The organism is Streptomyces sp. NPDC057694 (assembly GCF_042799415.1).
Taxonomy (GTDB): Bacteria; Actinomycetota; Actinomycetes; order Streptomycetales; family Streptomycetaceae; genus Streptomyces.
Map to the genome: position 1 here is coordinate 60,389 of NZ_JBHVIX010000014.1, position 23,638 is coordinate 84,026.

20 protein-coding genes and 1 pseudogene are annotated in these 23,638 nt (G+C 69.0%); 13 read left to right on the forward strand and 8 right to left on the reverse strand.

Annotated elements, in window-relative coordinates:
- Nucleotides 1–224: 224 nt before the first annotated feature.
- The 5 genes from ACFVDP_RS27050 (at nt 225) to ACFVDP_RS27070 (ending at nt 8,897) form a co-directional block, all read left to right on the forward strand.
- Entirely contained in the window at nt 225–2,507 is a 2,283-nt protein-coding gene (locus ACFVDP_RS27050) for a (Fe-S)-binding protein (RefSeq protein ID WP_383494757.1), read from the forward strand.
- Between the two features lie 185 nt (nt 2,508–2,692).
- Nucleotides 2,693–4,213 (forward strand): esterase, encoded by a 1,521-nt coding sequence (locus ACFVDP_RS27055; RefSeq protein WP_383494760.1) that lies wholly within the window; start codon nt 2,693–2,695, stop codon nt 4,211–4,213.
- A gap of 652 nt (nt 4,214–4,865) precedes the next feature.
- Nucleotides 4,866–6,176, forward strand: coding sequence for an FG-GAP repeat domain-containing protein (locus tag ACFVDP_RS27060; protein WP_383494763.1), 1,311 nt, complete (start codon nt 4,866–4,868; stop codon nt 6,174–6,176).
- 235 nt (nt 6,177–6,411) lie between these two features.
- Complete coding sequence (locus tag ACFVDP_RS27065; protein ID WP_383494766.1) at nt 6,412–7,905, forward strand: FG-GAP and VCBS repeat-containing protein; 1,494 nt, start codon at nt 6,412–6,414, stop codon at nt 7,903–7,905.
- A gap of 50 nt (nt 7,906–7,955) precedes the next feature.
- On the forward strand, nt 7,956–8,897 hold the full coding sequence (locus ACFVDP_RS27070; protein ID WP_383494769.1) for a Yip1 family protein: 942 nt from the start codon (nt 7,956–7,958) through the stop codon (nt 8,895–8,897).
- A gap of 74 nt (nt 8,898–8,971) precedes the next feature.
- Here the strand turns inward: ACFVDP_RS27070 and ACFVDP_RS27075 are convergent, their stop codons facing one another.
- The 4 genes from ACFVDP_RS27075 to ACFVDP_RS27090 all read right to left on the reverse strand — a co-directional run bounded on the left by ACFVDP_RS27075 (nt 8,972) and on the right by ACFVDP_RS27090 (nt 12,545).
- Nucleotides 8,972–9,487: a phosphoribosyltransferase gene (locus ACFVDP_RS27075; RefSeq protein WP_351459320.1), complete on the reverse strand. Its 516-nt coding sequence runs from the start codon at nt 9,485–9,487 to the stop codon at nt 8,972–8,974.
- A gap of 11 nt (nt 9,488–9,498) precedes the next feature.
- Complete coding sequence (dcd, locus tag ACFVDP_RS27080) at nt 9,499–10,074, reverse strand: dCTP deaminase (protein WP_383494772.1); 576 nt, start codon at nt 10,072–10,074, stop codon at nt 9,499–9,501.
- Nucleotides 10,075–10,182: 108 nt separating this feature from the next.
- On the reverse strand, nt 10,183–11,019 hold the full coding sequence (locus ACFVDP_RS27085; protein ID WP_383494775.1) for a PrsW family intramembrane metalloprotease: 837 nt from the start codon (nt 11,017–11,019) through the stop codon (nt 10,183–10,185).
- 362 nt (nt 11,020–11,381) lie between these two features.
- A complete protein-coding gene (locus tag ACFVDP_RS27090) occupies nt 11,382–12,545 on the reverse strand; it encodes a TDT family transporter (protein ID WP_383494778.1) in 1,164 nt (387 codons plus the stop codon).
- A 227-nt stretch (nt 12,546–12,772) separates the two neighbouring features.
- Between ACFVDP_RS27090 and ACFVDP_RS27095 the strand changes: the two genes are divergently transcribed.
- Both ACFVDP_RS27095 and ftsH read left to right on the forward strand, forming a co-directional pair.
- Nucleotides 12,773–13,183, forward strand: a complete 411-nt coding sequence (locus tag ACFVDP_RS27095; RefSeq protein ID WP_383494781.1) for an SPW repeat protein — start codon at nt 12,773–12,775, stop codon at nt 13,181–13,183.
- Nucleotides 13,184–13,259: 76 nt separating this feature from the next.
- Nucleotides 13,260–15,194, forward strand: coding sequence for an ATP-dependent zinc metalloprotease FtsH (gene ftsH, locus ACFVDP_RS27100; protein WP_383494784.1), 1,935 nt, complete (start codon nt 13,260–13,262; stop codon nt 15,192–15,194).
- Nucleotides 15,195–16,051: 857 nt separating this feature from the next.
- Here ftsH and ACFVDP_RS27105 read toward each other — a convergent pair.
- Together ACFVDP_RS27105 and ACFVDP_RS27110 are read right to left on the reverse strand one after the other, a co-directional pair.
- Nucleotides 16,052–16,342: a WhiB family transcriptional regulator gene (locus ACFVDP_RS27105; protein WP_383494787.1), complete on the reverse strand. Its 291-nt coding sequence runs from the start codon at nt 16,340–16,342 to the stop codon at nt 16,052–16,054.
- Nucleotides 16,343–16,608: 266 nt separating this feature from the next.
- Nucleotides 16,609–18,090: an MFS transporter gene (locus ACFVDP_RS27110; protein WP_383494790.1), complete on the reverse strand. Its 1,482-nt coding sequence runs from the start codon at nt 18,088–18,090 to the stop codon at nt 16,609–16,611.
- 462 nt (nt 18,091–18,552) lie between these two features.
- Here ACFVDP_RS27110 and ACFVDP_RS27115 point away from each other — a divergent pair, with 462 nt between their 5' ends.
- The 6 genes and pseudogenes from ACFVDP_RS27115 to ykgO all read left to right on the forward strand — a co-directional run bounded on the left by ACFVDP_RS27115 (nt 18,553) and on the right by ykgO (nt 21,167).
- Nucleotides 18,553–19,884: a CHASE3 domain-containing protein gene (locus tag ACFVDP_RS27115; RefSeq protein WP_383494793.1), complete on the forward strand. Its 1,332-nt coding sequence runs from the start codon at nt 18,553–18,555 to the stop codon at nt 19,882–19,884.
- Nucleotides 19,885–19,950: 66 nt separating this feature from the next.
- Nucleotides 19,951–20,202, forward strand: coding sequence for a hypothetical protein (locus ACFVDP_RS27120; RefSeq protein ID WP_383494796.1), 252 nt, complete (start codon nt 19,951–19,953; stop codon nt 20,200–20,202).
- Nucleotides 20,203–20,367: 165 nt separating this feature from the next.
- Nucleotides 20,368–20,471, forward strand: a pseudogene (locus ACFVDP_RS27125) (IS5/IS1182 family transposase); the annotation flags it as partial.
- A 139-nt stretch (nt 20,472–20,610) separates the two neighbouring features.
- Complete coding sequence (rpmG, locus tag ACFVDP_RS27130; RefSeq protein WP_383494799.1) at nt 20,611–20,775, forward strand: 50S ribosomal protein L33; 165 nt, start codon at nt 20,611–20,613, stop codon at nt 20,773–20,775.
- Nucleotides 20,776–20,796: 21 nt separating this feature from the next.
- Nucleotides 20,797–21,048 (forward strand): type B 50S ribosomal protein L31, encoded by a 252-nt coding sequence (locus ACFVDP_RS27135; RefSeq protein ID WP_383494802.1) that lies wholly within the window; start codon nt 20,797–20,799, stop codon nt 21,046–21,048.
- Nucleotides 21,045–21,167, forward strand: a complete 123-nt coding sequence (gene ykgO / locus ACFVDP_RS27140; RefSeq protein WP_383494805.1) for a type B 50S ribosomal protein L36 — start codon at nt 21,045–21,047, stop codon at nt 21,165–21,167. The genes ACFVDP_RS27135 and ykgO overlap by 4 nt, the downstream gene beginning before the upstream one ends.
- A gap of 820 nt (nt 21,168–21,987) precedes the next feature.
- Here the strand turns inward: ykgO and ACFVDP_RS27145 are convergent.
- Both ACFVDP_RS27145 and ACFVDP_RS27150 read right to left on the reverse strand, forming a co-directional pair.
- Nucleotides 21,988–22,377 (reverse strand): XRE family transcriptional regulator, encoded by a 390-nt coding sequence (locus ACFVDP_RS27145; RefSeq protein ID WP_383494808.1) that lies wholly within the window; start codon nt 22,375–22,377, stop codon nt 21,988–21,990.
- Between the two features lie 491 nt (nt 22,378–22,868).
- Nucleotides 22,869–23,543, reverse strand: coding sequence for an RES family NAD+ phosphorylase (locus ACFVDP_RS27150; RefSeq protein ID WP_383494811.1), 675 nt, complete (start codon nt 23,541–23,543; stop codon nt 22,869–22,871).
- Nucleotides 23,544–23,638 lie beyond the last annotated feature (95 nt).

The following is a 23,638-nucleotide window of genomic DNA, read 5'->3' on the forward strand; positions in this document are numbered from 1 at the left end:
CCGTTATGTCCAAATATGGGGCGAATAACACGATCAGCTTTGGCCCCGCCCCGAGTGCCGCGTGAGGGGACCCTCAGCGACGCAGATCACCAAGGCGCCGACTACATTGCGATTGCGTAAGTGGGTAGTCTCAGACGGACTGCATAAGTTACCGCTTAGTAATCAGCACCGTTCGAGTACGTGTCCCGAGAAGACTCCCCTCGCAGGCCCGAGGAGCCCCCAAAATGCAACTCGCCGCGATCATCGTGTCGCTGGCCCTGATCGTGGTCGGCGTAGCCCTGTTCGTCCGGGCGATCGCCCAGATCTACCGCTTCATGCGGCTCGGCCAGAACGTCCCCGCAGGCACCCGCACCGACGAACCCGTCCAGCGCACCGTGACCGTGGCCAAGGAGTTCCTCGGCCACACCCGGATGAACCGCTGGGGCATCGTCGGTGTCGCGCACTGGTTCGTGGCGGTGGGCTTCTTCTCGCTGCTGCTGACGATCGTCAACGCCATCGGCCAGCTGTTCCAGGCCGACTGGCTGCTGCCGATCATCGGCGAGTGGGCGCCGTACAACATGTTCGTCGAGTTCATCGGCACCATGACGATCCTCGGCATCGCGGTCCTCATCGTGATCCGCCAGCTGAGCCGCCCCGACAAGCCGGGCCGCAAGTCCCGCTTCGCCGGCTCGAACTTCGGCCAGGCGTACTTCGTCGAGGCCGTCATCCTCATCGTCGGCGTCTGCATCTTCATGCTGCACGCCCTCGAAGGCGCCCAGCACCACGTGGACAGCTACGAGGCGTCGTTCTTCATCTCGTACCCGGTGGTCGCGGGCCTCAAGGGCCTGAGCATCGGCACCCTCCAGAACCTCACGTACTTCTTCGCCGGCCTGAAGATCGCGACCTCCTTCATCTGGATGATCACGGTCGCCCTGAAGACCGACATGGGTGTCGCCTGGCACCGCTTCCTCGCCTTCCCCAACATCTGGTTCAAGCGCAGGGCCGACGGCGACGTCTCCCTCGGCGAGCTGCTGCCGATGACCTCCAAGGGCGAGGCGATCGACTGGGAGGACCCGGCCGAGGACGCCGTCTTCGGTGTCTCCCAGGTCGAGCAGTTCTCCTGGAAGGGCCTGCTCGACTTCTCCACCTGCACCGAGTGCGGCCGCTGCCAGTCGCAGTGCCCCGCCTGGAACACGGGCAAGCCGCTCTCCCCCAAGCTCCTCATCATGTCGCTGCGCGACCACGCGCACGCCAAGGCTCCGTACCTGCTCGCCGGTGGCGGCAAGGACATGGAGGGCAACGAACAGGCGACCGAGGAGCAGCTCAAGGACGTCCCCGCCGCCGCCCTCGCGGAGGCCGAGCGTCCGCTGATCGGCACCGTCGAGGAGAACGGCGTCATCGACCCGGACGTCCTGTGGTCCTGCACCACCTGCGGCGCCTGCGTCGAGCAGTGCCCGGTCGACATCGAGCACATCGACCACATCGTCGACATGCGCCGCTACCAGGTGATGATCGAGAGCGCGTTCCCGTCCGAGGCGGGCACGATGCTCAAGAACCTGGAGAAGAAGGGCAACCCCTGGGGCCTGGCGAAGAAGCAGCGCCTGGAGTGGCTCAAGGAGCTCGACTTCGAGGTGCCGGTCGTCGGCAAGGACATCGAGGACCTCACCGAGGTCGAGTACCTGTACTGGGTCGGCTGCGCCGGCGCCCTCGAGGACCGCGCCAAGAAGACGACGAAGGCCTTCGCGGAACTCCTGAACATCGCGGGCGTCAAGTTCGCGATCATGGGCGGCGACGAGAAGTGCACCGGTGACTCCGCCCGCCGCCTCGGCAACGAGCCGCTGTTCCAGCAGCTCGGCCAGGAGAACGTCATGGCGCTGAACATGGCGTTCGGCGAGGAGTACGACGACGACGGCAAGGTCACCGACGAGTCCAAGAAGCCGAAGACGGCCAAGAAGATCGTCGCGACCTGCCCGCACTGCCTCAACACGATCGGCAACGAGTACCCGCAGATCGGTGGCGACTACGAGGTCATCCACCACACGCAGCTGCTCCAGCACCTCGTCGACGAGGGCAAGCTCGTCCCCGTCACGCCGGTCGAGGGCATCATCACGTACCACGACCCGTGCTACCTGGGCCGCCACAACAAGATCTACACGCCGCCGCGCGAGATCATCGGCAAGGTCCCGGGTCTCCGCAACGAGGAGATGCACCGCCACAAGGAGCGCGGCTTCTGCTGTGGCGCCGGTGGCGCGCGGATGTGGATGGAGGAGCGGATCGGCAAGCGCATCAACAACGAGCGTGTTGATGAGGCCCTGTCCCTGAACCCCGACATCGTCTCGACGGCCTGCCCCTTCTGCCTCGTCATGCTGACCGACTCGGTCAACGGCAAGAAGAACGACGGCAAGGCCAAGGAGTCGATCCAGGTCGTCGACGTCGCCCAGCTGCTGCTCGACTCCGTCAAGACGCCGGCCGACCCGGCGGGCGAGGCGGAGACCGAGGACGCGCCGGAGCCGGAACCGGTGAAGTAGCTTCCTCTGTACGTCACTTGAGGGCACCCCGTTCCGACGGGGTGCCCTTTCATTTGTCCCGTCCCGTACAACCCTCGCGGCTGATCCCGTGTCGAACCAGGCACCGGCAGAGGAACGGGCCCTTTGTCGGTCATACCCCCGCGCTGCCCGGCCTTCCTTCTCCACAAGAGACTCAGGAGCCGCACGTGCGCAAGAACCGTACGGCCGCCCTCGCGGCGGCCTCGTTCCTTCTCCTTTCCGGCGCATTCATCGCCACCGCCCCGTCCGCGTACGCGGGCATCCCGGGCGGCACCAGCGCGAACGACCGCAACACCGACTTCAACGGCGACGGCTACGACGACGTGCTCGTCGGCGCCCCCGGCGCCACCGTCGGCGGACACGCGGGCGCCGGGCTCGTCACCGTCCAGTACGGCGGCAAGAGCGGCATGGGAACCTCCCGTGCCGCCGTGATCAGCCAGAACACCGCAGGAGTGCCGGGCAGCGCCGAGAACGGCGACGCGTTCGGGCAGGCCGTCGCCACCGGCGACCTCGACGGCGACGGCTACGACGACGCGATCGTCGGCTCGCCCGGCGAGGACCTGGGCACCGTCGCCGACTCCGGCGGCGGCGTCGTCCTGTGGGGCACTCCCAAGGGCCTCGTCGGCACCGAGTCCACCGGTCTCCAGGCCGACGAACCCGGCAAGGGGCGCCACTTCGGCTCGGCCCTCGCCGCCGCGCACTTCACCGACACGACCGACGGGGACCTGGTCGCCGTCCTCGACTCCGTCGGCGTCGCGCTCTTCCAGTACGAGGCGGCGCCCGCCGCGCGCTCCGGCTCCGCCGCCGCCAAGGACCTCGTACGGCACTCCCGCACGAACTTCGCGGACAAGGCGCCCAAGACCCGCTCGGCCGCCGAGGAGCCGCCCGGCATCAACCCCTCGGGCCTCAGCACCGGCGACTACGACGCCAACGGCTTCGCCGACCTCGTCGTCTCCGGCATCTCCGCCGACGACGACAGCAACCACGGCTGGTCCTACGTCCTCCAGGGCAGCGCCTCCGACGCCGACCCGCTGCCCGTGCTCGCTCTGCGCGGCGGCCCGGTCGTCGCCTCCGGTGACATCAACGGCGACGGCAAGGACGACCTGGTCACCGGTGATCCCCAAGGACCCGACGAGGGCGGGGAGTCCACCGCCGGCGGCATGATCGGCGTCTACTACGGCTCCGCCGCGGGGCCCGCCGGGGAGGTTCAGCAGTGGACGCAGGACAGTCCCGGAGTGCCGGGCGCCCATGAGCGGGGCGACCGCTGGGGCGGTGACCTGTCGGTCGGCGACACCAACGGCGACGGGTTCGCCGATGTCGCCGTCGGCGCGCCGGGCGAGGACATCGGGACCGTGGCCGACGCGGGGGCGGTGTGGGTCCTGCGCGGCTCGTCCGACGGCCTCACGGCGGCAGGCGTCCGTGACTTCAACCAGAACTCCGACGGGGTGCCCGGGGCCGCCGAGAAGGGCGACAAGTTCGGCGCGCAGGTCTCCTTCACGGACCCCAACGCCGACGGCCGCTTCGGCCTGCTGGCGGCGGCGCCGGGTGAGAACGCGGGCGACGGCATCGTCTGGGTCTTCTCGGCAACCTCGTCCGGCGTGACCTCCTCCGGCTCCTGGACCTACGGCCCGGCCGCCCTGAACGCCCCGGCCAAGGGCGCCCACTTCGGCACGGCGATCGACGACTAGGCGCCACCGAGGGCGCGGGGCCCTGCACCGACCACCGCTCACGCCGCGGCCGATCGCGCAGTTCCCCGCGCCCCTAAGGACCGTTGCCGGGCGCGGCCCGGTGGCCGCTTCTCGCGCAGTTCCCCGCGCCCCTAAGGACCGTTGCCGGGCGCGGGCCGGTGGCCGCTTCTCGCGCAGTTCCCCGCGCCCCTGAGGACCGTTGTCACGCGCGGGCCGGTGGCCGCTTCTCGCGCAGTTCCCCGCGCCCCTAAGGACCGTTGCCACGCGCGGGCCGGTGGCCGCTTCTCGCGCAGTTCCCCGCGCCCCTGAGGCATGCGCTCCGCGCAGCCTCCCCCTGAGGCTGCGCTCCGCGCGCCTCTGATGGATGGCGAGGGCGCGTCTCTCCTGGAGGCCGGGGGCGCGTCTCTGATGAGATGGTGCACGAAGTGCGCATCTCAGGGGCGCGGGGAACTGCGCGAGAAGCGGCCACCGGCCCGCGGACGAACGACAACCCGATAAGGGGCGCGGGGAACTGCGCGACCGGCCACCAACCCCGCGCTGACCGGAAATGCACGGACGTGACGAACGCTGCACCCCGCACCCCTTAACGGCACACCCGGCAAACGCCACAATGTGCGAGTTGTGAACTCATGAGGCGAGCGGGGTCGTTGCGATGACAGGCACAAGGAGCGGCGGCGGGAGCACGGAGCGGCGCCCGTGGCCCCGCCCCCACCGCACCACCGTGGCGGCCGGAGCCACCGGAGCCGTAGTCCTCCTCGCCGCCGCACTCACCGGCTGCGGCGGCGACGACCCCACCGCCTCCGCCTCCGCGAGCCACCGCCCCGTCACCCTGACCGGCAAGGACGCCCGTACGGCAGCCCAGCCGGTACCGCGCGGCAAGGGCTCGAAGACCGCCTCCGACTTCAACGGCGACGGCGCCCCCGACCTCGTACTCGACGATCTCGCGCACGACGGACTCGGTGACGACGCGGGGATCGGCATCGTCTACGGGAAGAAGGGGCACGGACTGACGCCGGAGGTACGGCAGTTGCTGTCCCCGGCGACGTACGCGGCGCCGACGAAGGGGCAGACCCCGGCGGCGTTCGCCTCGGAGGCGAGCTGCGATCTGAACGCGGACGGGTTCACCGACCTCGTCGTGTCGACCGACCCGCCCTACGACGGCCAGGGCCAACCGCCCGTCCCGCTCCAGATCCTCTTCGGCTCGCCGGGCGGCATCGCGGGCAAGGGCGTGAAGGTCGCGATCCCGGCGAAGGCCCGGCTCGGCAACGACTGGCCCGACCAGCCCGTGTGCGGCGACTTCGACGGCGACGGCAAGGCCGACCTCGTGGTGCACGCCAGCAACGGCTCGCTCTCCTTCCTGCCGGGCCCGTTCACCCGCGCCGGCGCCCCACGCGGCACAGCCCGGCTCGTACCGTCCTCCGGAAACGTTCCTGCAGGCCCGGCGGCCGATGTGGACGGCGACGGCACCGACGACGTCCTGGTCCGCGCCCACGGCGGCACCTCCCGCTCGGCCGTCACCCTGGGCGGCCCGAACGGCCCGGGGACGGCCGGTGCCACCTACCCGGCGGGCACGGACGTGGCGTTCGGCCGGTTCGGCTCGGCGGTGCTGACCGGCGACGGCGTCGTACTGAAAGGCGGCCGCACGCTCGCGGTCACCGGCAAGGCGCTCGACACGGGCGACCTCGACGGCGACGGCCGTACGGATCTGATCGTGTCCGGCGGCCCCAAGATCAGCCTGCTGGCGGGCGGTTCGCGGGTGGTGAAGGGCCCCGCGGGTGGGGGCCGGGTGATCGCCGTCGCCGACTTCGACGGGGACGGGCGGGACGATCTGGTCGTCCAGCGCACGCCGGACTCGGATCCGGCCAAGGATTCCGTGGTGGTGCTGACGGGCGAGCGGTCGCCGTCACTGATCGCGGCGAAGCCCCGACTCACCTTCTCCACGGCCGCGTTCGCCAAGGACTGACCTTCACGCGCGGCCATGCCGCAAAATCGCCACAGCTCCCGTAAAAATCCCCACAGCCCCCGTACAACCCTTGTACCTCGCAACGAGTCTTCTGTTCGTCGACCAGCGGGTCATGCACGGGACAACTCCCGGCAAACACCCGCCGAACGGCAGCACGTACGCCGTCGTACGCGCTCTGTATGACCTTTGTCGCGGGATGTCGGCCAGACATCCCCTTCCCGCAGGAGTCGTCGCGATGTCCAGCAAGGCCAAGCACAAGCGCATCCCCGCCCCCTCTCCCACCCGCCTCCGCCTCGCCACGGCGACGGCCGCGGCGGCCGCGCTGACCGGCGGGCTCTTCGTGGCCACGGCCGGCTCGGCATCGGCCGCCACCGCCCAGGTCGCCGCCTCCGACGCCGACTTCAACGGCGACGGCCTCGCCGACGTCGCGGTCTCCGCGTCGAACGCGTACGTGAACGGAAAGGCCCAGGCCGGCCAGGTCTCCGTCCTGTACGGCGGCGGCAAGCACGCCACCATCAGCCAGAACACCGCCGGTGTCCCCGGCACCGCCGAGGCCGGTGACTACTTCGGCGGGGACACCGCGTACGGCGACTTCGACGGCGACGGCTACGACGACCTGGCCGTCGGCGCATCCGGCGAGGACGTCGGCAGCGACAAGGACGGCGGCACCGTCGCCGTCCTCTGGGGCTCCCCGAACGGCCTGACCGGCGGCACCACCGTCACCGACCCGCGCGCCTCGGCGCACGACCACTTCGGCGCCATCCTCCAGGCCGCCGACCTCGACGGCGACCACAAGGCAGACCTCGCGGTCGCCACACCCAACTCCGCCACCGTCGACGTCCTGCGCGGCGGCTCGCTGCGGGCCGGCGGCAAGAACGGCGCGTACACCGTGAGCGCCCCGGTGTGGAGCGGCAGCGGCGACGGCATCCGCAACCTGCACTCCGGCGACATCAACGGCGACGGCATCGACGACCTGCTCGTCAACGGCTTCGAGAAGGACACCGACGACGCCTGGGACGCCAACTTCTACCTCCCCGGCACCAGTTCGGGCGTCAAGGCCACCGGCTACGTCAAGCTGCCCGCCGGCATCATCACCGACGTCGGTGACGTGGACGGCGACGGCAAGGGCGATGTCGTCATCGGCGTCGCCTGGGACGCGACGACCGGCGTACCCGGCTCCCAGAAGGGCGGCGCCGTCAGGATCGCCCACGGCAGCGCGTCCGGCCCGGTCACCTCCGGCGTCCAGACCATCGACCAGGACACCGCGGGCGTCCCCGGCGGCGGCGAGAACGGCGACGCCTTCGGCGCGGAGCTCGACCTCGGCGACGTCAACGGCGACGGCCGGCTCGACCTCGTCGTCGGCACCCCGGGCGAAGACCTCGACGGCATCACGAACGCCGGCGCGATCACCGTCCTGTACGGCTCCGCCGACGGCTCCGGGATCACCGGAACGGGCGCGAAGTTCTACAGCCAGGACACCCCGGGCGTGCCCAACTCCAACGAGAAGAACGACTACTTCGGCACCGACGTGCACGTCGACGACCTCGACGGCGACGGCCGCGGCGACGTCGTCGTGGGCGCCTCGGGCGAGAACGGCGACAACGGCGCCGTGTACGCCCTGCACTCCAACACGAACGACACCCTGTCGTCCTCCGCGGGCATCTACACCTCCACCCTCGGCATCTCCACCTCCGGCACCCCGTTCCTGGGCCAGAACTTCTCCGACTGACCGGGCTGCCGCGCACCCCTCGGGGACACCCCTGAAACGTCCCTTAGGGGATGTCACAGCTCAGCCGCAATGCCGGGCCCGATCCCCCGGGCCCGGCATTGCACCCGGCGAAACCAGGTACGTTCGACTACGTGGCTGGATTCAGGAACGGACGCGGCCGGGACAACCGCGAAGCGCCGCAGGGCCCCCCGCCGCCCCCGCAGTACTACGGCGGGGGCGGTCAGCAGCAGTGGCCCCAGAGCAACGACAACCGCGGAGGCGGTGGCTACGGCGAGCCGGAGTACTTCGGCGACCCGCGGCAGGCGCCCCACCCGCAAGGGGGCGGCGGCTACGACCCGTACGCGGCCAACAACCCGGGCCACACCCAGGCCTTCTCGGTGAACCCGGACGACGACCCGTACGGCCAGGGCTCCACCTACCAGGCGGGCGCGGCGCCCGCGGGCCCCGTCGGCCCCCGCCTGCACTGGAAGGAACTCCTCACGGGAGTCGTCTTCCGCCCCGCGCCGACCTACCTCCAGATGCGCGACTACGCGATGTGGGCCCCGGCCCTCATCGTCACGTTCCTCTACGGGCTGCTCGCCATCTTCGGCTTCGACGGCGCCCGCGAGGACGTGATCAACGCCACGCTGTCCTCGGCGATCCCCTACGTCCTCACCACGGGCGTCGCGGTGACGGTCTCGTTCTTCATCCTCGGCGTGGTCACCCACACCCTGGCCCGCCAGCTCGGCGGCGACGGCGCCTGGCAGCCCACGGTCGGCCTGTCCATGCTGATCGCCTGCCTCACGGACACCCCGCGCCTGCTGTTCGGCATGTTCCTCGGCGGCAACGAGATGTTCGTCCAGCTCCTCGGCTGGGCGACCTGGGTCGCCGCGGGCGCCCTGCTCACCACGATGGTCTCCAAGTCCCACGACCTCCCGTGGCCGAAGGCCCTGGCCGCCTCGGCGATCCAGCTGGTCGCGCTGCTCTCGATCATCAAGCTGGGCACGTTCTAGTCACGTACGCACGCTGTACGTGAAGGGGCCCGGCACCGTTCGACGGTGCCGGGCCCCTTCGCGCATGTCTCGGATCAGGCGTCGAGAACCTGACCGTCACGCTTCACGACGGGCGGTTCGACACTCCACGGGAAGTTGATCCAGTCATCGGTCCGCTTCCACACGTACTCGCACTTCACGAGCGAGTGGGACTTCTCATAGACGACCGCCGACCGCACCTCGGCCACGGTGTCCAGGCAGAAGTCGTGGACCAGCTTCAGCGTCTTGCCGGTGTCGGCGACGTCGTCGGTGATCAGGACCTTCTTGTTGGAGAAGTCGATGACGTTCGGCACGGGCGCCAGCATGACCGGCATCTCCAGCGTCTCGCCCACACCGGTATAAAACTCGACATTTACGAGATTCAGGTTCTTGACGTCCAGCGCGTACCCGAGCCCGCCCGCGACAAAGACGCCTCCGCGCGCGATGGAGAGGATGATGTCGGGCTCGTACCCGTCGTCGGCGATGGTCTGCGCGAGCTCGCGGATCGCGACCCCGAACTTCTCGTACGTAAGGTTCTCGCGCACGGGGGCCGTACCGCTGCTGTCACTCATGTCGCTGCTGCTCACACCTGGGTCCGATGGAAATTGAGGAAGGAACGGGAGGCGGTCGGCCCGCGCTGCCCCTGGTAACGCGACCCGTAGCGCTCGCTGCCGTACGGGAACTCGGCGGGCGACGACAGCCGGAACAGGCACAGCTGCCCGATCTTCATCCCCGGCCACAGCTTGATGGGCAGCGTCGCGAGGTTCGACAGCTCCAGCGTCACGTGCCCGCTGAAGCCCGGGTCGATGAAGCCGGCGGTCGAGTGCGTGACGAGCCCGAGGCGGCCGAGGGAGGACTTCCCCTCGAGGCGCGAGGCGATGTCGTCGGGCAGCGAGATGACCTCGTACGTCGACGCCAGCACGAACTCACCCGGGTGCAGGATGAACGGCTCGTCGCCCTCCGGCTCCACGAGCCGCGTCAGGTCGGCCTGCTCGACGCTGGGGTCGATGTGCGGGTACTTGTGGTTCTCGAACACCCGGAAGTAGCGGTCGAGCCGCACATCGATGCTCGACGGCTGAACCATCGATTCGTCGTAGGGATCGACCCGTACCCGCCCGGAGTCGATCTCGGCCCGGATGTCGTTGTCTGAGAGAAGCACGTAGCGAGGATACGCAGAGCGGGGGGGGGGGGGAGAAGAGAAGGGGGGGAAACGACCTGGCGCGCTTTTTTGCCCCCCCGGCCACACCACGCGGCCGGGGGACCAGAACTATGCTGCCTGCGCCACGCCCGTGTGCGTCCCGCGCGGACGACCCAGAAGCCGGGTGGTGACGATCAACAGGGACAGACTGATGATCGCGAGAACCGTGTACGAGGTGTCGCTGTCGAAGCTGTCCCAAGCGGCGTGCAGTCCGACTGCGACGACACAGACGAGGACCGACGTGAGGACCGAGCGTCTGCTCCAGTGACGGGACGCCGCCGACCACAGCGCGGCGGCCGTCAACCCTGTCCATGCCATGTGTGCGGCGGGACTCAGCAGACCGCGCAGGACCAGCAGGTCGTCGACCGCCGTCAGATCGCCGTTGGACTGGATGAGTTCGACAAAGGCGTAGCCCATGGTCTCGAACACCGCGAAGCCGGCTCCGGAGGCCACTCCGATGAGCAGCCCGTCGCCGGGGTGGCGGTCGCGGACGAAGAACAGCAGCAGTACCGGCATGATCAGCTTCGCCGCCTCCTCGATCACCCCCACGGCGACCGTCGGGGGGACATCCATCAGCCGCAGGGTCCGGTATTCCAGGAATCCGGCTGTGGTCACCCCGATCGCCCCACCCACCAGGGCCGTGGTCGCCACGAGGGGAAAGCTCACCCCGAAGTCGAGCCGTCGGCCGGAGACGAAGACGACGAACGTGGTCGGTACCACCGCCGCACCGAAGAAGATCAGGGCCGGAACCAGGTTGGGATTGCCGGTGGAGATCAGGGTGGAATGGATGAGCCAGAACAGCAGCAGCCCCACCGCCAGCACGGCCAGCCACCCCCAGTGGCGAACAGCGCGGGTCAGTCGGGAATCCGCGGTGCGCGCGGGTTCCCTGGCAATGGACACGGACACGGTCTTCTCCTCAGGGCGCAGGGGCGTTGTGACCGGCGGTGCTCGGCGCACGCACCGGCTCTGTCAGTCGCTGGTCGACGAGGGCGCGGTGCGCGAGGTCTGGGCGCGATGCCGGCCCCGAAGCCTCCGGCTGGTCCACGAGGTCGCCGTGAAGACCGCCTCGTCGTGCGCAGAACGGGCCGCACCGAAGCCGGCAGAGGTGTTGTCGTGGAGAGGCATCCTTCTGCGTTCATGTGCCTCAGTGCCGTCCAAACTCGCACAGATATGACACATGTGCACTCGCATGACTGAGTGATGTTGGGTCCGGCCCCTTGGACTCGGCATCCGGAGCCGGATCGTCCCGGACCGACGGGGAAGGGCAGTCACCGGCCGGTGGGTCCCGGGGCAGGGGCGAGGAAGAGAGTGCCTCGCAGGCTGCCGCGCAGCGTACGGACGGCGACCACCGCCCACGCCCCCAGCAGAAGCACGAACAGAGCCGCGCCGGTCACGTCGAACAGGGAGGAGTGCAGCCGTGCGGCCAGTGCGCAGGTGCCGGTGACACACGTGCCGACCGGGAAGGTGAAGCTCCACCAGGTCAGCGTGAACGGCAGACGGGTGCGCACCGCGCGCAGCGTCAGCCGCGAGGCGAGCGCCAGCCACATCATCGCGAAACCCCAGGTGGGCACGGCGTAGAACACGGCGAAGGCGGCTGCCCCGGTGGCGTAGGGAGCGGGGAGGGCGAAGTGGGCGACCGCGCCGAGGGCGTTCGCCGCGGTGACGGACTGGCCCAGCGGACCCAGGACGATCCACAGCGTGGGAACCATCGCCGCCGGGCCCACCTTGTGGTGGACCAGCCGCGTCCACAACTGAGTGATGATCACGAGGCTCGCGAAGAGGCTGATGCCGAACATGGCGTAACAGACCATCAGCATGGTGAGGCGCGCCTGACCCGAAGGCACGTGCGGCACCAGGGCGGCGCCGGTGGCCGCCGACACCATCGGCGGCACGATCGGCATCAGCCAGCCGCCGAACGCGGAGTCGTCGGCGACCTGGTGTTCCGTCATCGCGAGATACGGGATCCACACGCAGGTCACCAGACCGAGCAGGGTGCCCGCCGCCCACAGCACGGCGTCGGTGCGGACGGCTGCGGCCTCGCCGATCCAGCCGCGGCCGAGGGTGAGTGTGCCGGCGCCGACCGTCAGCAGGGCCATGGCGGGAGCACCCCAGAAGTGGGCCATCACCGGATTGTGGGCGTGCCCCCGCGCGATGTCGCGGAACCGGATCCAGTGCACGACCCAGGCGGCCGACAGCGCCACCAGGACGGCTGACGCCAGGGCCCACACGAGGGTGCCGAAGAGCCGCAGGCCGGTCACGTGGTACGGGACGACGGCAGAGGCGTTGGCGACGATGCCCGTGCCCATGATCGAGGCGAACCAGTTCGGTCCGAGGTTGCGGAACAGGTCCGAGGGACGGTCCAGATCCCGGAGGAGACGACGGTCCGCGTGCCTGCGGGAGTGGCTGGGATGGAGGGAAGTCGCAGAAGCCATGAGTTCACACTCGCATGAGACATATGGTGTGAGTAGTAACTCATGGATTATCAACTCATAAACGGTACCTATGGCATGTGGGGAGTTGCCGAGCCATGTATCACTCGTACATGTGATGTACGGGCCCCTTCGGCGCGACAGCATGAGTCTCCGGCGCGGTGAGTCGCCGCAGCGGACGACAGTGAAGGGGGCCTCAGATGTCCGGCCACTCCCGTGGAAGCGATGACATGGCAGACCATCCCGACGCCTTCGAGATGCGCACGCGTTACCTCCGAGTCCTCCACGGGCAGGACGTGGCGCTGGTGAACGGACCCGTCTTCCTCGTCGGCCTGTACTTCGCCGTGTCGCCGTGGGTGCTGCACTTCGCGGCCGACCAGGTGGATCTGGCGGTGCACGACCTGATCGTGGGGGCCTTCGTCTGCCTGCTCGCGCTGGGGTTCACCGTGGTTCCCGAGCGGATGACCGGGATGAGCGGCGCCCTCGGTGCGATCGGTGTCTGGATGGCGATCTCACCGTGGGTGGTGGCACGCCACCCCGGCCCCGCGGCTGCCGGCAACGGCGTGGTCCTCGGGGTACTGACCCTGGCCCTGGGACTGCTGGGCGTGGCCATGGTGCGCCGCGCCAACCGACTCCTGTGATCCGACGCCGCCGTGCCGTCCGGCCGGTGCTCCACGCCCCGGCAGCACCGCGCAACGCCCTCCGAGGAGAGACACGATGACTGATTCCGTGCCACCGCGCCGTGACCCGCACGCGGCCTGGCGCAGCGAAGGAGTTCCGGGCGGTGCGCCGAGGAGCGGCCCGCGGCCGCGCGGCGGCTGCCTGGTGCAGTTGGTGGTCCTGGGCATCGTCTACCTCGCCTTCGGATTTCTGTACAGCGCCGTGCACGGAGACGGCACGACGCCCGTCGACTACACCGTCTTCACCAGGGAACTGGCCGACGGCAACGTCAAGAACGTCTACGCGAGCGGCTCGCAGATCCAGGGCACCCTGAAGAAGGCCGCCGCGCTGCCGGGCGGCGCCGCGGGAGATACCTACACCCGGTTCAAGACCTACAAGCCGGCCTTCGCCGACGACGACCGGCTCTGGGCGGAGATCACCCGTCAGAAGGTGGCGGTGACCGCGAGCCCGGTGGCCCGGGGGCCCGGCCTGCTGGAGTCCCTCCTGGTCTCGCTGCTGCCGACCACCCTGCTGATCGCTGCGTGGGTGTTCATCGTCCGGCGCAGGGGCGGCGGCGGGCTGGGCGCGGCGGGCGGAGTGCTCGGTCGCAAGACCCCGAAGCCGGTCGAACCCGAGCCGCGAAGACGGACCAGTTTCGCCGACGTAGCGGGCATCGACGAGGTGCAGGGCGAGCTGAACGACGTCGTCGACTTCCTCAAGCACCCGCAGGCGTACCGGCGGCTGGGGGCGAAGATGCCCCGCGGTGTGCTGCTTGCCGGGCCGCCCGGCACCGGTAAGACGCTGCTGGCACGGGCGGTGGCGGGGGAGGCGGGCGTGCCGTTCTTCTCGGCTTCCGCGTCGGAGTTCATCGAGATGATCGTCGGCGTGGGCGCCTCGCGGGTACGCGAACTGTTCGCCGAGGCGCGCAAAGTGGCCCCGGCCATCGTCTTCATCGACGAGATCGACACCATCGGCCGCGCCCGAGGGGGATCGGCGGTGGGCGGCCACGACGAGCGGGAGCAGACACTCAATCAGATCCTCACCGAAATGGACGGATTCTCCGGCTCCGAGGGTGTGATCGTGATCGCCGCCACCAACCGGGTCGACGTGCTCGACGCCGCACTGACGCGTCCGGGCCGGTTCGACCGAGTGGTGCAGGTCGCGCCGCCCGACCGGGGCGGCCGTGAGGCGATCCTGCGCATCCACACCCGTGCCATCCCGCTCGACGAGGACGTCGATCTGGCCGGCATGGCCCGCGCCACTCCCGGCATGACTGGCGCCGAACTGGCCAACCTGGCCAACGAGGCGGCCCTGCGTGCCGTGCGGCTCGGTCACGACCGGGTGACGCAGAGGGACCTGTCGCAGGCGCTGGAGAAGGTGCAACTGGGCGCCGAACGGCCCCTGGTGATGCCTGACGCCGAGCGGCGCAGAACGGCCTACCACGAGAGCGGGCACGCACTGCTGGGCATGCTGCGGCCCGGCGCCGATCCCGTCCGCAAGATCACCATCGTGCCGCGGGGCCGGGCGCTGGGCGTCACCCTCTCCACCCCGGACGCCGACAGGTACGCGTACACCGAGGACTACCTGCGCGGCCGGATCATCGGTGCGCTGGGTGGGATGGCGGCCGAGCAAGTGGTGTTCGGAGTGGTCACGACGGGGGCCGAGAACGACCTGGAGCAGGTCACCGCGCTGGCCCGCGGCATGGTGGCCCGGTGGGGCATGAGCGAGCGGGTGGGGCGGCTGTCGGTCTTGCCGGCCGACAGCGGGCAGCCCTACGGTCTCGCCGCCGCTCCGCGCACGCTGGACACCGTCGACGACGAGATGCGCCGGATCGTCGACGAGTGCTGGGCCGAGGCCTGCGAGACCCTGCTCAAGCAGCGGGCCCGGCTCGATGCGCTCGCCGCCGCGTTGCTGGAGCACGAGACGCTGGAACAGGCGGACGCCTACCGGGTGGCCGCCCTTCCCGCCGACGACGACGCGCGCGAAGACTGAGGCGAACGGCTCGATGGGCTGCGCACCGCGCGGCGTGGGCCCGGACGGACCCGGGCCCACGCCCTGGCGAGAACATGACTGCCGTAGGCGGGGTCCTGGCGGTTCGGCGACACGCGGGGCCCCCTCGACCACGTAACGCAACGTCGCCGCAACCATGCCCCACCCCCACCCCCACCCCCACCCCGCGAGCCCACCGGCCCCTGCATCCCGTCCCGCGTCCTGCCCAGAACACAGCCGTCACGGGCGCGGTCCGCCCGGAACGCGGTGCTCCCGTACCCGTCAGGCACAGCGGAGCCGGACGCGGGCGCCGAGACCGCCGCCACGTGTGCGGAGCCGGACACGTGGCGGCGCTCAAAATCCCGCTAGGGCAGGGGCCGTGGGTGTGACGGGGTGGGCGAGCTGGCAGGTGACTGGCGGGCCCGGTTGCGGTGGCGTCTTGCGACGTGGTTGCGCGGTCCCCGCATGTCGCCGAACCGTCGGGGCCGCACTCGCATCGCGGCGCCGACGGCACGGTGGGAACCGCCTCGCGGCCGCCTGCCACCGTCCGTTCCGCGGCAGCCCAGGACGCGTTCGCGCGGCCGCGATGCCGCTTCGTCGGTGTCGTGCGGCCGGCGACGACGCCATGACCCCCGAGGGAGATTATGAGCGGTCGGTCGGCGAACACCTGGTGACGGGCGCCCCCGCCTCCATCTCGCTGGACATGCGGTCGAGCCGGCGACCTGTGGGCAGCTACCCCGACACCACGCGCAGTACCGGTGACCCGCCCTGCCGAGGACACCGCCAGAGCCGCCGCGCGAGGGAGACCGGCTGCCCCAGCACCGGTGCGCGAAGGGCTCGCCGAGGTTCCGCCGGGAGGATCACGCCTGCCCGGCTTCCTCCGCGTCGTCGCCGAGCCACACCTTCCGGGGCGGCGCGCCGTATCTGCGACGGCGCCGCGAGGCGCGGCGTTCCCCCTCGCTGTATCCGCCCCAGACTCCGTACTCGATCCCCTCGGCCCGACCCCACTCCAGACATCGGTTCACGACCGGGCAACCGCCGCAGACCGCCTTCGCCTCCCCGATCTGGGAGAGGGCCCGGCCGGTCTCGCTGACGGGGAAGAAGAGCTCCGGATCGTGGGCGCGGCATGCCGCGTGATCGCGCCAGTCCATGACTGCTTTCCTTGTCCGGGCCCGAACAGCCCTTTGTCCCTGTCCCGGCCGAGGCCGGCTCCGGAGTTCTCTCGGCCGTCGGTGTTCCGACGGAACCGTCTGCATCTGTCGAGGCGACCGGATCGCCGGTCATGTCGCGCTGGTCCAGCCGAACGTAGTGGTGTCCGCCGAAACCCGCTGCGACCTTGAACTCCCCGACAGGGGTTCACACTTCGACGGCGCGACGGCCCGCTGCGCCCCCTCCTCCACGGACGAACCCTCCTCGCCTACGACGATGTCGTGCGGGCCTGCTGGACCCGGCCCGTGCGGTAGAGCAGCAGGCTCACCACAGCGCCGAAGACGAAGATGCCGGCCGACCACCAGTAGGCCGTCGCGTAGCTGTGCAGTTGTGCCTGCGCCAGAGCCGTGGGCGTCGGGCGCCTGCCCTTCAGGTAGTTGGTGGCGGAGCTCGCCGCCAGAGTGTTCAGCAGAGCGGTGCCGACGGCGCCGCCGATCTGCTGCATGGTGTTCACGGTGGCCGAGCCGACCCCGGTGTCCTCCGGCAGCAGTCCGGTCGTGGCCAGGCTCGTGGCAGGCGGAACGACCAGGCCGATGCCGAAGCCGATGACGATCAGACAGGGCAGGACATCGGCGGCGTATGTGCTGCTCAGTTCCAGACCGGTCAGCCTGCTCATGCCGATCGCCGCGATCACGGCACCGGCCGGGACGATGTACTTGGGCCCGAAGCGGGGCACCAGCACGATGGTGGACATCTGCGCGGTGACCATCAGGACGCCGATCATCGGCAGAAACGCGAGCCCGGTCCGCACCGGGCTGAAGCCGAGTGCCATCTGCAGGTAGTAGGTCAGGAACAGAAAGACCCCGAACAGCCCGGCACCGCACACCGCCACGACGATGAACGAGGCGGCGCGGTTGCGGTCGGCGAGCACCCGGAGCGGGAGCAGTGGGTGTCTCGTGACGCGCTGCCAGGCGGTGAAGCCAACCAGCAGCAACCCGGCGGCACACAGAAAGCCCCAGGTCAGAGGCGAGGACCAGTGGTGCCGTTCGGCGTTGGAGAAGCCGTACACGAGCCCGAACAGACCGCCGGAGGCCAGGATGGTGCCGGGGATGTCGAGGCGGGGACGGTGAGCGGGACGACCGCCCCGCAGCAACGAGCTTCCCCCGATGATGGCGAGCACGGCGAAGACCACGTTCACGTACAGGGTCCAGCGCCAGCTGAGATGTTCGGTGAGTACGCCGCCCAGCAGAAGTCCGATGCCGCCGCCCGCACCGGCGATGGCGCCGTACACGCCGAAGGCCCTGGCGCGTTCCTTTACGTCGGTGAACGTCGCGTTGAGCAGAGCGAGGGCGGCGGGCGCAAGAAGCGCACCGAAGAGTCCCTGGAGCGTACGGCCGATGATCAGGACGTCGAAACTCTGCGCGGCGCCGGCCAGCGCCGAAGACGCCGCGAAACCGACCACGCCGGTCAGGAAGACCACCTTGCGCCCCAGCAGGTCGGCCAGCCGTCCACCGAACAACAGAAGACTGCCGAATGCCAGAGCGTAGGCGGTCACCACCCATTGCCGGCTGCCGTCGCTGAAGCCGAGTGCCGTCTGGGCCGACGGCAGGGCTATGTTCACGATGGTGGCGTCCAGTACCACCATCAGCTGGGCCAGCGCGATCACCACCAGTACCCACCAGCGTCTGGCGTCAGCGCCCCGAGCCTGCGGGGGACTGATGGGGTCCTGCTCGTGAATGTCATGGGTCATGGAAGGTACTCCGGAAGCCGGGCTGGGCCCCTGCGCCCGCCGAACCGGTCCGCGCGCGCCATCAGGGTGGTGCTCAGCCGCGAGTCGGGCCCGCAGCCGCCCCCTCACTCTGGCTTCCGTCACCCCACCCCCACCATGGTGAAAACACCATGAACGAAGATAAACCGTGTAGGGAGTACCCCACGGCCGATCCGGAGTGGTGACCGCTCTCTGGTCAACACAGACCCTCATGTGTTGACTGTGATGGTGACTCTCATGTTGGCATGAGTGACAGAGCCGATCTTCGCGAGTGAGTCAGTCATCAGGTATCTTCAAACAGCTAACTCATCCACATCGGAGACCTGACTTCTCGGAAGCGTCTGACGATCCCGTTCTTCTACCGCTGGGCGGAGCATGAGGGTACGACGGTGGTACGGCGATCTACGACCAGGGATCACCAGCCTCACGATTGTGGCGAGCGGGGTGCTCGCGCTGTTCATGGGGATCGCTTTCATGATCCTCATCTGGGCGATCGACGACGCGAACGACTCGACCTCGGCGCGCCGTGCGTCCAGGACCGCACTGGTCGAGGCGGAAACCCTGGAACGGTTGGTGCTGGACCTGGAAACGGGCCAGCGGGGGTTCGTGATGACGCGGCAGGAGTCGTTCCTCCAGCCGTGGAACGAAGCACGCAAGCACTTCACCGCCGAGGCACGGCGGTTCGTCGAGGGCACCACATCGTCGCAGCAGCGGCGCTCGGCAGTACGGATCACCGCGGCTGTGAAGTCCCTGCTGTACGACTACTCCATACCGTTGGTCGCGGCCGTGCGTCGGGACGACCCGGCCGCCTTCGGCCTGCCGAGGGCGGAGGAGGGCAAACGTCAGGTCGACGCCCTGCGAGCCCAGTTCGACCGGTACATGGCGGACGAACGCGCTCAGCTCGCGGCACGCGAGGACGCGGCGGGCATCAACGCGCACCGGGCGGTGGTCGCCGCCGGCCTCGGACTGGCAGGGACCGTCGCGCTCGTGGCCGCCTTCACCTTGATCCAGCATCGTGCCGTCGTCCGCCCAGTCCGTGAAGTCGCGGCAGCGGCGCAACGACTCGCGGGCGGAGATCTCACCGTGCGGATCACCCCCAGCAAAGTGGCGGAGATCGGTGCGCTCGGTACGTCGTTCAACACGATGGCGGCCTCGTTGCAGGACAGTCGCAGGCGCATCATGCAGAGCGTAGAGGAAGTGCACCGCCGCACCGCTCGGGACCTGCACGACGGGGCGCAGCAACGGCTTGTCAGCCTGATGATCGGACTCCGGCTGGTAGGTGAGATGTCGACCCGCGACGACGCGGTGGTCACCGCTCTCCTGGAGGACTCGATCGCCAACGCCCAGACCGCCATCGACGAACTGAGGGAACTCGCACGGGGCATCTACCCCCTCACCCTCACCATCAAGGGCCTCGCCGGCGCGGTGGAGGACCTGGCTGCCCGGTGTCCGGTACCGGTCGTGGTGGACAACACCACCGAGCGGCGGCTGCCCTCGGCGGTGGAATCCAACGCCTACTTCGTCATCGCCGAGGCGGTGACAAATGCGGTCAAGCACGCGCAGGCGTCACGCATCGAGATCGGGCTGCACCTGGTCGACGGCGTGTTGCGGGTACGTATCGCCGACGACGGCGTCGGAGGAGTGCAGGGAGTCAGGGTTGGCAGCGGTCTGATCGGGCTGGCCGACCGCGTGGCGGCCTTCGACGGCGAGCTGAGTATTGAGTCCCCGGCGGGCGAGGGCACTTCTATCTCGTTCTGGATTCCGGTGCAGACCTGACACAGCATTCGAATGGCAGGCCGCTTGCGGCCCCGGGCGGCTGGCGACCTCTGCGCTCCCGACGCGATGACCGCCTACGTCGAGGGCAGTGGGCCGGCCGTCGAGGCCGTCGCCACGCATGGCGTCGGTCACGTCGTCGGGGCCGCGGCGTTGGGCCGGTGGCCCGGCGCCGCATCCTGGGCCGGTCACGTCACCGCCTCGCTGGCCGTGGACGATCCGTTCGCCCCGGTCACCCACTACCGCTCACTCGCCGACCTGACGTACGTAGACGACACGCTGCGGGACATTCGCTCGATGGCCGAATCGGGCGAGCCGTAGGTGTCCCCGCCGTCTAGGCGCCACCCGTGGTCCTCGACTTCCTTGATGACCTGCAGCCAGCAGCGGCTCCGAAGCAAAGGCCGCCGGCTGTGCTGTCACGCGGTCTGTAGGACCGCTCAGACCGATGGCGGTTTCTTGGCTGCGTCCTTTTTCCTCGGGTTCAGTTCGTGGATCTCGGTGTGCTCGTTGTTGTCGCGGGATTCACGAGGCCGGAGTACTTCCTCGCCTTCACAGCCATCGCCGCGACCCTCATAGGCCACCGAAGACTCGCCAAGGGAAATGGCGTCCTATGTGACCTGTCGGCGGCGACGGCTTCAGGGAATGCGTTGCTGTGGGGAGGCGTTGTGAGAGGCGTCTGACATGACCGAGTCAATTGGCTCGGGTGATGACGGACGAAAGGAGCGCCTCATGGCACGCAACAGCATGCGGCCGGTTGTCAGGCTGAAGTCGACGGCCGGCACCGGAGTCACTTACGTGACCCGCAAGAACCGTCTGAGCGACCCCGACCGGCTCGTTCTGCGCAGGTACGACCCGGTGGTCGGCTCGCACGTCGAGTTTCGTGAAGATCGCTGATCCGAGCAGGAGGTACGTTCCATGAGGTCCGGCATCCACCCAACATTGCGTCCGGTCGTCTTCCGTGACCGCGCCGGAGGCTTCCAGCTGCTTGCCCACTCCACGCTCGACTCGCGCAGCACGGTCGAACGGGACAACGGCACCGTGTACCCCGTCGTCGACGTAGAGATCTCGTCGGCGACCCATCCCTTCTACACCGGCACCTCGCGGGTCATCGACACCGCAGGCCGGGTCGAACGATTCGAACGACGTTTCGGAAGGACCACGCGATGAAGGTACGCAAATCACTGCGCTCGCTGAAGTCCAGGCCCGGCGCGCAGGTGGTGCGCCGACGGGGTGTGACCTTCGTGCTCAACAAGAAGGACCCTCGTTTCAAGGCCCGCCAGGGCTGAAGCCTTCGGACTCGAACCGCGTTCTGGCCCGGCATCGCACTCGCGGTGCCGGGCCGTCTCGGTGTCCGAGGTATTCCGGCCCGTGCGGCGCCGAGAAAACAGGCCTGAACTCCGCCGACGAAGCCCGCGGTATGGGCCAGCGCGCCACAGCGGCAGTCGGATCTCGCGCTTGAGGATCCTCCTGGTGGACCCCTTCGGCAAGGAGAGGTCTTCCGGACTTGAGCGCGAGTACGCGCTCGCACGGAGGTTCGTTCGTCTCCTGGCGGTATAGCAGTTGCACCCACGATGACCAAGGGAAGGGGAGTCGGTGCGGTCCCTCGGCGGGGGCTGGTCCACACCACCGTCCCGGACGACTCCTGCGACGCTCGCCAGACAGCCTTACTACCGTTGGCTCGACAAGCCGGTGACCGATGCCGAGTTCGAGCAAGCTGCTCGCGCGAACGCACTGTTCGACGCCCACCGCGAGGACCCGGAGTTCGGCTACCGCTTCCTGGCCGACGAAGCCCGCAGTGCGGGATCCGGCATGTCCGACCGGGCCGCGTGGCGGATCTGCCGGGACAACCGCTGGTGGAGCCTCTCCGGGAAGAAGCGCGGGCGAACCAGGAAGGCGGGCCCGCCGGTCCACGACGACCGCGTTCGCCGGGACGTCACGACGGACGGTCCGAACTGGCTGTGGCTTACCGACAAGGTCAGTAGCTGGACGTCGTGGCCTGCATCACCCCAGAAACCACGGGCGGGCGGCCGATGTCGAGAGCGTGCCGGCGCCGCTCGTTCGGCCAGGCGGCGAGCGCGGGTTCGATTACGTGAACGCGAGCCTAGGTCAGAGGTCGCCCCGCTGGAAGGAGCGGGCCGCGGCCATCACTTCCTTGAATCGCCCCTTGGCGATGGCTTCGATCGGTGAGGTGTCGTCCAGCTGGGGGTTCATTCCGAGCATCCACGCTCGGGCGATGTGCCCGTTCTCGCAGTCGGCGATGAATGCGAAGACTTGGCAGGCGGCGCGCATCCGGTTCTCGGAGTCGATGCGCGGCGCGTTCTGGTCTCGCGCCCAGCGCCCGACTTGCTTGGAGTCTTCGACCCCCGCGATCAAGGCGGTCACCTTCTGACTGAACGTCTCTTGGAGCTGCTGGGCCATTTGGGCCGGCTTCAGCTCGGTGACTGTCCGGAGCGCGCGGGCCTCGGCCTGAGCGGATGTCTCTCGTTGAGTCTGCATGGTCTCCTCGATTCCCCGCCCACTTCTCAAGAGAGCGAAGGATGCGTGGCGCTTAACGCGCTAAGGCCGGACTGATGGTGTAGGTAGGGCGAGAGCTGCGGCTGGGAAGGATGCCGCGTGCGCCCGGGTCTGGCCTGTGGGCCAAGGCAGCACACCACGTCGGCTGAGAGGAGGCGTTCATGTTCGCGCATGTCAGCAGGGCGGCCGGCTGGAGCGGCCGCGGTGGCGGCGCTGATAACAGCCAGGCTATGTCCGTTGAGTGCTTCAACATGGTTGCTCCTCAGGTCAGTTGCTCAAAGGGTACCCGTTTAGGGATTCCATACTCCATAGTTTTGCCTCTTCAAAACACACCTAAATCCCACCTGTGGAGGTGAGGGCAAGGCTCTGATCTGCGTTTTCACCGCGAGGGGGTGAGCCGCCCAACTGTGAACGATGTGGGGACGGGCGACCTGAATGGGCGACAGGCTGTACGGCTAGACGACGCAACGGCGTCATCTGACGGTGATGCCATACTCGCCGGCCACCTCGTGCAGGTCGACGTCCTCTTGCCTGATGGGTCTGCGCTCCTGTTCCATGAGCTCGGTGTCGCGCAGGATCGCCCAGCAACGGTGTCCGCCGTAGCTCGAGCGGTAGCTGATCCCCTGCATTAGCTGGTGCCCTGCTTCATTGCGCTGAGCCACGGCCCAAGCGGCGATCTGGCGCGCGACCGTTCGGTCCTTGCCGTGGATGTCCTTGTCGGTGAGAACGCCTTGCACCCCGAATGCGCTCAGATCTTCCCCGAGCGCTTCGGTGAGGGAGATGCGTGTCAGGTTGGACTCAAGATCGAGGAACTGCGCCTGGGGAGGTGCGGTGAGCCGGACGAGGATGCGCGAATCGCGCCAGCTGGAGGGGACATCGCCCACAGCCATGTAACCGTTGCCGACCTCTGTGTTCTGCATCAGAGACCGCACGAAGGGGGAGACACGGTACTGAGCCAGTGCTTCGGCGTAGCAACCGGCAGGGTCGGACGCGCAATACAGCGTCTCGTAGGAGAACAGGCTGAACCGGCCGGCAGATGAGCCGTCGAAAGTCTCGGGTTCCACCTGGTTGTACTTGATGGGGTCGTGCGCCCAGCCCAAGCGCCAGACTCCCGTCGCGGGTGCGGGGATCAGGGTGGGATCGGTCATCGGCATGACCTTCCCCGCAGAGCGATCCGGGGCTTCGACGCGGCGGGCCCGGAGGCGGTCAGGCGATGTCCTAACGCAGAGATCATTGATCCTTG